Here is a 7,130-nt window from a genome sequence, read left to right as displayed (position 1 = left end):
TAAGTTTGATGCTCAAAGAATTAAACTTCGTAATGAATTACGTGTTCACTCTTGAGACTTGATATTTTTAAAGTCCGTAGACTTTTTGATATCTGTCCTGCGAGTGCCCACACAGATTGTCTGATAAATTGTTAAAGAGCGGTGCAGTCAGCGGCCGAGCCTGCTGCTGCGAGGTGGCGTATGTTACGCTTTCCTCCGTGTCAGTCAAGCGTTTATTTTCGCTTTAACCGACGGTGATTTTCATCACCTCAACACCGCATTCCGTAAGCCGTTGTGCCGTGTCGATGGAGGCGCATTATAGGGAGTCGTTCAGAGAGCGCAACAGCTAAATTGCACAAAAATGACTGTTCGCTGCATTCCACAGCAAAAGGCCGCTTTATACGCGATTACCCACAAAGTTATCCACAATGCATCGCCAGACGAATTTTTGCGAGCAGCACGCAAACGTTTTCGCTACAATGCCCGGCGACGTCACGGATGCCCCTTTTCGGGGCGTTACCTGAAGTTTCGCCTCTTTTTATTAATAAGAAGATCGCTAAGCTTGATGTAACGCTCTTATTTACGCGAAACAAAGCCAAGGGATAAAACCACCATGCAACAACGTCGTCCTGTACGCCGCGCTCTGCTGAGTGTCTCAGACAAAGCGGGTATCCTTGAATTTGCTCAGGCGCTCTCCAGCCGCGGCGTCGAACTGCTCTCTACAGGCGGAACCGCTCGCCTGCTGGCCGATGCGGGTCTTGCGGTCACTGAAGTGTCTGACTACACCGGTTTCCCGGAAATGATGGATGGACGCGTTAAAACGCTGCACCCGAAAGTGCATGGCGGCATTCTGGGACGCCGCGGCCAGGATGATGCGATTATGGCGCAGCACGCCATTGAGCCTATCGATATGGTGGTCGTTAATCTTTATCCCTTCGCTCAAACCGTTGCTCGTGAAGGCTGTACGCTGGAAGATGCGGTCGAGAATATCGACATCGGCGGCCCAACCATGGTGCGCTCGGCAGCGAAGAACCATAAAGACGTCGCCATTGTGGTCAAGAGCAGCGACTACGACGCCATTGTCGCCGAGCTGGGCGCCAACGAAAACTCTCTGACGCTGGAAACGCGTTTCGACCTGGCTATCAAAGCGTTTGAGCATACGGCCGCCTACGACAGCATGATCGCCAACTACTTCGGTTCGCGGGTTCCCGCCTATCATGGCGAACGCGATCGGCCTGCCGGGCGCTTCCCGCGCACGCTGAACCTGAACTTCATTAAGAAGCAGGATATGCGCTACGGGGAGAACAGCCATCAGGACGCTGCCTTCTATATAGAAGAGAACGTGCAGGAAGCCTCAGTGGCGACCGCGCAGCAGGTTCAGGGCAAAGCGCTCTCTTACAATAACATTGCCGATACCGACGCGGCGCTGGAGTGCGTAAAGGCGTTCAGCGAAGCGGCCTGCGTCATCGTCAAGCATGCCAATCCCTGCGGGGTCGCCGCTGGCGCATCGATCCTCGACGCTTACGAGCGCGCCTATAAAACCGATCCGACCTCTGCCTTCGGCGGCATTATCGCCTTTAACCGCGAGCTGGACGAAGCTACCGCCCAGGCGATCATCAGCCGTCAGTTTGTCGAAGTCATTATCGCGCCTTCCGCCAGCGAAGCGGCGCTGAAAGTCACGGCGGCGAAGCAGAACGTTCGCGTGCTGGTCTGCGGCCAGTGGCAGGAACGCGTCGCCGGTCTCGATTTTAAACGCGTAACCGGCGGCCTGCTGGTGCAGGACCGCGATCTCGGCATGGTGGAAGCGAGCCAGCTGCGCGTCGTGAGCAAACGTCAGCCGAGCGAGCAAGAGCTGCGCGACGCCCTCTTCTGCTGGAAGGTTGCGAAGTTTGTAAAATCCAACGCTATCGTTTATGCGCGTGACAATATGACTATCGGCATCGGCGCTGGCCAGATGAGCCGCGTTTACTCCGCTAAAATCGCTGGCATCAAGGCCGCTGACGAAGGCCTGGATGTGAAAGGCTCGGCGATGGCCTCTGATGCGTTCTTCCCGTTCCGCGACGGTATCGATGCGGCCGCTGCCGTCGGCGTCACCTGCGTTATCCAGCCGGGCGGCTCTATTCGTGACGATGAAGTTATCGCTGCGGCAGACGAGCATGGCATCGCCATGATCTTCACGGACATGCGCCACTTCCGCCATTAATTCTTCGGAGAGCAATATGAAAATTTTAGTGATTGGCAACGGCGGCCGTGAGCACGCGCTGGCCTGGAAAGCGGCGCAGTCACCGCTGGCGGAAACGGTCTTCGTCGCGCCCGGCAACGCCGGTACTGCGCTGGAGCCTACGCTGCAGAATGTCGATATCAGCCCCACCGATATCCCTGCCCTGTTGGCGTTCGCTCAGCGCGAGGCGATCGACTTGACCATCGTGGGGCCGGAAGCGCCGCTGGTTATCGGCGTGGTTGACGCGTTCCGCGCGGCGGGCCTGAAAATTTTCGGGCCGACTAAAAATGCCGCGCAGCTGGAAGGTTCTAAAGCCTTTACCAAAGACTTTCTGGCCCGCCACCATATTCCAACGGCGGAGTATCGCAACTTTACCGATGTCGAAGTAGCGCTGGCGTATCTGCGTGAGAAAGGCGCGCCTATCGTTATCAAGGCTGACGGTCTGGCTGCCGGTAAAGGCGTAATCGTCGCCATGACGCTGGAAGAGGCGGAAGCCGCCGTCAAAGATATGCTGGCTGGCAACGCCTTCGGCGATGCAGGTCATCGCATTGTGATTGAAGAGTTTCTGGACGGCGAAGAGGCCAGCTTTATCGTCATGGTCGATGGCGAAAACGTCCTGCCAATGGCCACCAGCCAGGATCACAAACGCGTCGGCGACGGCGACACAGGTCCGAACACCGGTGGCATGGGCGCCTACTCTCCCGCGCCGGTGGTAACCGACGAGATCCACCAGCGCGTAATGGATCAGGTGATTTGGCCGACGGTACGCGGCATGGCGGCGGAAGGCAATGTCTATACCGGTTTCCTGTATGCCGGTCTGATGATCGACCAGTCAGGTCAGCCGAAGGTAATTGAATTTAACTGCCGCTTCGGCGATCCGGAAACGCAGCCAATCATGCTGCGCCTGCAGTCAGATCTGGTTGAGCTTTGTCTGGCAGCCTGCGACGGCGCGCTGGATCAGAAGCATTCAGCGTGGGATCCGCGTCCGGCGCTTGGCGTGGTGCTGGCCGCAGGCGGCTACCCGGGCGACTACGTTAACGGTGAGCAGATCCACGGCCTGCCGCTGGAAGAGGTCGCAGACGGCAAAGTCTTCCATGCCGGTACGCGTCTGGATAACGATCTGGTGCTGACTAACGGCGGCCGCGTGCTCTGCGTCACCGCGCTGGGCGATGACGTGGCGGCGGCGCAAAAGCGCGCCTATGAGCTGGCTCAGCCCATCTCCTGGAACGGCAGCTTCTGCCGCCGCGATATCGGCTATCGCGCCATTAACCGCAAGTAAGCAAAAAGGGCACGTTACGTGCCCTTTTCTTTAACCTAAAAGTCCTCTTCTTTCGGCTGCGAATCGCAGCTTTCTCCCGGCGCCGCGCGCAGCAGCTGCGTCCCTTCCGGCGCTTCGAGCCAGGAGACCAGCAACGGCGCGCTGCTGCGCTGCTGCTGTCGAACCAGCATCTGCAGCGCATAATCGTCAAAGGATGGCGACACGCGCTCGCCGTCGCAGGTAACAATCTGCTTCGCGCCCAGCCACTGCCCCTGTTTCAGGATGATATGGCCGTTGAGCAGCGCATTGCTCTGCGCCAGCATACGCTGCGCATCAAACTTATAGAGCTCTACCGTATCGGTATCGACCGCTTCGCGCCGATCGGCCAGCTGCCGTTGCATAAAGCTCAGGCTGCCGTCCTGATCGAAACGCAGCGTGACATCATTCGGTTGCTTGCCGCTGACGTGCCGCGTCACGCTGACCAGCTTCTGCTCTTGCCACAGATAGTCGGTGGTTTCCGTCGCATCGCCGTTAAAAGGCGTATAGAGGGTGCGCAGATGAATTGCAAGATGGCCGCTGTTTTTGCGCCAGATGCGCACCGCGCCGCGATCGGCAAGATAGCCGCTGGCGGTAAAGGGAGGCGTGTCGGGCGTAGAAGCGCACCCGGAAAGCAAAAGAAGAGAAAGCAGGGCGAAACAGGAGGACGAACGCAGGTTCGGCATAACTGGCCCCTAATACAAAAGGGGCGAATTCGCCCCTTCTTTAAAATTCTGACCGCAGTGCGACGTCTTATTTAACAGAGTCTTTCAGCGCTTTACCAGACACGAATGCCGGTACGTTTGCCGCAGCGATTTTAATCTCTTTGCCAGTTTGCGGGTTACGACCGGTACGCTCAGCGCGGTGGTTCACTTTAAAAGTACCAAAACCAACCAGTTGTACAGCATCGCCTTCTTTCAGAGACTCAGTGATCGCAGCCAGAGTAGATTCCAGAGCCGCTTTAGCCTGGGTTTTTGACAGGTCCGCTTTTTCCGCGATCACATCAATCAGTTGAGTCTTGTTCATAAGTTATCCTTAAAGTGTATTTATCGCTTGCTAAGCAACGAGTGCGAGGGAAAAGCCATATTCTGGCACTCTTCAGCCTGCACGCACCGATAGCCACAATTTTCAGCCCCCCAAATGTAGACCAGAGAGGGGGCCGATGTGAAGCCTCCAGGCTCGCTAATTCAGGCCTGAAGTCACGTTTTCCCGCCTTACTGCTGAAAATTTATACCGATGTTGCTGATTCCCGCCTCCCGCAGGTCCGAACGCAATCCTTTGATCAATTCAAGGTCTCGCTCTTCGCAGTCGGCAAGCAGGCGGAAAATCTCCCATTGCAGGTCCCATTCATCGATGACGGCAGGGTTTTCGCGCAGCTCTTCATCGCTCATTTCGCGTCCGGCCTGGGTCATTTCCAGCATCGCAACGGTGGTGATTGACGTTTTGCTGACTTCAATCGCATGCTCGAGGGTTTCGCCGCTCAGCATAGCGTGCAGCGCTTCGCTTAATGCCACGCAGGCGTCGATGGCCGGATAAACCCCGTACACTTCAAACGCATCGCCATCGGGAATAGCGGCTTCAAGCTTTTCCAGTTGGCTGTCGAAATTAATTTTGGCGTCTTTGACCGTCAGGCTTTCCCAGATGAGATCGAGAAGTCGGCGATAAAGCGCTGGATCGGCAAATTCCGTCTGCTGGCAGAACGCCCAGTAATTGGGGAACATACGCTCGCACAGGCAAGCCATAAACGTCAGATGCTGCCAGCTTTCCAGCTTCGCCAGACGCAGGTGAACGGGGTTTTGTAACATGAACAGGGCTCTTCATCGTTTAGCTGGCGGCAGTGTACCGCAAAAGTGCCGCGCGCACAGCGTTAAAGCGCGTTTTGCCAGCGCTGAAAGGCGGTGCGGTTAGACGCGACAGCATCGGCCCAGCGCGTCGGTTCCGGCAGGCGATAGCCGCCCATGCAGTTTTGTACCCACTGCAGCGCGCTGTCCAGGCTGACGCGATGTCCGGTCGCCACGAAAAGCGGATTACAGCGCGCTTTGCTGCGCCATACCCAGCCGATCTGTTCGCCCTTGTCTATCAGCGGCTGACGCGATCCCGGCTCGGCCCCCAGCTCGGCAAAACGGCCACACAGGCGCTTTTTCGCCACGCCAATGGTCGGCACGTCCACCATTAAGCCAAAATGCGAGGCGACGCCGAGACGACGCGGGTGCGAGATGCCGTGTCCGTCGACGAACAGCAGATCCGGTTTGCGCTCAAGGGTATTCCACGCCGCCAGCAGCGCAGGATATTCGCGAAAGGAGAGAAAGCCGGGAATATAGGGCATGGTAGTGGCGATGCGCGCCACGCGATGCTCCACCAGCTTCAGAGAGGGATATTCGAGGATAACCAGGGCGGCGCGGGTTACCGCCCCTTCCTGTTCGAATCCGACATCGGCGCCGCCGATAAAACGCGGAGGCAGGACGTCGAAATCATCCTGCCGCACCACCTCTGCAGCGCGCTGAAGCTGCTCCGCGCGCAGTGCAGCAATGTCCATATTTACTCCTGATGATATTGGCCCGAGAGACGGTGTACCGCCTCAACAAACACGCCTGCATGCTCTGGCGGCACATCCTGATGAATGCCATGTCCCAGATTGAAGACGTGACCGCTGCCCGCGCCGAAGCCGTCGAGAATGCCCGCGACTTCCTGCTCAATACGCGCAGCTGGCGCATAAAGCATAGACGGATCCATGTTGCCCTGCAGCGCGACTTTGTCGCCGACGCGGCGTCGTGCCTCGCCGATATCGGTGGTCCAGTCGAGACCGAGCGCATCGCAGCCGGTCGCGGCCATCGCTTCCAGCCACTGTCCGCCGCCTTTGGTAAACAGCGTAATCGGTACGCGGCGGCCTTCATTCTCATGCAGCACGCTGTCGACGATTTTATGCATGTAGTAGAGCGAGAACTCCAGATAGTCGCGGCCCGTCAGCACGCCACCCCAGGTGTCGAACACCATTACCGACTGCGCGCCCGCGCGGATCTGCGCGTTGAGATAGAGAATGACGCTGTCCGCCAGCTTATCGAGCATCGCATGCAGCGTAGCGGGATCGGCGTACATCATTTTCTTGATTTTGGTAAAGGCTTTGCTGCTGCCCCCTTCCACCATGTAGGTCGCCAGCGTCCAGGGACTGCCGGAAAAACCGATCAGCGGCACTTCGCCGTTGAGGTTTTTGCGAATGGTGCGTACCGCATTCATTACATAGCCGAGTTCCTGCTCAGGATCGGGCACCGGCAGTTTGTCGACATCGGCGCGGCAGGTAATTGGACTGGAGAAACGCGGGCCTTCGCCGGTTTCGAAGTAGAGTCCAAGGCCCATCGCGTCGGGGATTGTCAGGATATCGCTGAAGAGGATCGCCGCATCAAGCGGATAGCGGCGCAGCGGCTGCAGGGTCACTTCACACGCCAGCTCGGCGTTCTTGCACAGCGACATAAAATCGCCGGCTACGGCGCGCGTCGCTTTGTATTCCGGCAAATAACGTCCGGCTTGTCGCATCATCCATACCGGCGTGATATCAACCGGTTGACGTAAAAGGGCGCGCAGATAACGATCGTTCTTCAGTTCACTCATTTCAGGACTCTCTCAATTTCAGGCGCGTAG

General features: G+C 57.5%; 7 protein-coding genes. 2 read left to right on the top strand and 5 right to left on the bottom strand.

The window, feature by feature from the left end; genetic code table 11:
* Nucleotides 1-592 precede the first annotated feature (592 nt).
* The gene (purH, locus tag EKL29_RS21520; protein ID WP_126690683.1) at nt 593-2,182 is read left to right on the top strand and encodes a bifunctional phosphoribosylaminoimidazolecarboxamide formyltransferase/IMP cyclohydrolase; all 1,590 of its coding nucleotides are present in this window, start codon (nt 593-595) and stop codon (nt 2,180-2,182) included.
* Nucleotides 2,183-2,198: 16 nt separating this feature from the next.
* Nucleotides 2,199-3,479 (top strand): phosphoribosylamine--glycine ligase, encoded by a 1,281-nt coding sequence (gene purD, locus EKL29_RS21515; RefSeq protein ID WP_126690681.1) that lies wholly within the window; start codon nt 2,199-2,201, stop codon nt 3,477-3,479.
* Between the two features lie 35 nt (nt 3,480-3,514).
* On the opposite strand, the gene EKL29_RS21510 is transcribed toward purD, so the two are convergent.
* From EKL29_RS21510 to hemE, 5 genes are all read right to left on the bottom strand, one after another.
* Nucleotides 3,515-4,180, bottom strand: coding sequence for a DUF1481 domain-containing protein (locus tag EKL29_RS21510; RefSeq protein ID WP_126690679.1), 666 nt, complete (start codon nt 4,178-4,180; stop codon nt 3,515-3,517).
* A 67-nt stretch (nt 4,181-4,247) separates the two neighbouring features.
* Nucleotides 4,248-4,520, bottom strand: a complete 273-nt coding sequence (hupA, locus tag EKL29_RS21505; protein WP_033755847.1) for a nucleoid-associated protein HU-alpha — start codon at nt 4,518-4,520, stop codon at nt 4,248-4,250.
* A 188-nt stretch (nt 4,521-4,708) separates the two neighbouring features.
* Nucleotides 4,709-5,299 (bottom strand): YjaG family protein, encoded by a 591-nt coding sequence (locus tag EKL29_RS21500; protein ID WP_120458444.1) that lies wholly within the window; start codon nt 5,297-5,299, stop codon nt 4,709-4,711.
* Nucleotides 5,300-5,361: 62 nt separating this feature from the next.
* Nucleotides 5,362-6,030, bottom strand: a complete 669-nt coding sequence (gene nfi, locus EKL29_RS21495; RefSeq protein ID WP_120458443.1) for a deoxyribonuclease V — start codon at nt 6,028-6,030, stop codon at nt 5,362-5,364.
* Between the two features lie 2 nt (nt 6,031-6,032).
* Nucleotides 6,033-7,100 carry a uroporphyrinogen decarboxylase gene (gene hemE / locus EKL29_RS21490; protein ID WP_120458442.1) on the bottom strand — a complete coding sequence of 356 codons (1,068 nt, stop codon included), beginning with the start codon at nt 7,098-7,100 and terminating at the stop codon, nt 6,033-6,035.
* Between the last annotated feature and the right edge of the window lie 30 nt (nt 7,101-7,130).

This window comes from Pantoea sp. YU22, from assembly GCF_003970755.1.
GTDB classification, from domain to species: domain Bacteria; phylum Pseudomonadota; class Gammaproteobacteria; order Enterobacterales; family Enterobacteriaceae; genus Pantoea; species Pantoea piersonii.
The sequence above is the reverse complement of the archived record's forward strand: the minus strand, read 5'-3'. Positions and strand labels throughout refer to the sequence as shown.

Coding starts and splice junctions, on each gene's coding strand:
- purH (WP_126690683.1), top strand. CDS start 593: ATGCAACAACGTCGTCCTGTACGCCGCGCTCTGCTGAGTGTCTCAGAC.
- hupA (WP_033755847.1), bottom strand. CDS start 4,520: ATGAACAAGACTCAACTGATTGATGTGATCGCGGAAAAAGCGGACCTG.
- nfi (WP_120458443.1), bottom strand. CDS start 6,030: ATGGACATTGCTGCACTGCGCGCGGAGCAGCTTCAGCGCGCTGCAGAG.
- hemE (WP_120458442.1), bottom strand. CDS start 7,100: ATGAGTGAACTGAAGAACGATCGTTATCTGCGCGCCCTTTTACGTCAA.
- EKL29_RS21510 (WP_126690679.1), bottom strand. CDS start 4,180: ATGCCGAACCTGCGTTCGTCCTCCTGTTTCGCCCTGCTTTCTCTTCTT.
- purD (WP_126690681.1), top strand. CDS start 2,199: ATGAAAATTTTAGTGATTGGCAACGGCGGCCGTGAGCACGCGCTGGCC.
- EKL29_RS21500 (WP_120458444.1), bottom strand. CDS start 5,299: ATGTTACAAAACCCCGTTCACCTGCGTCTGGCGAAGCTGGAAAGCTGG.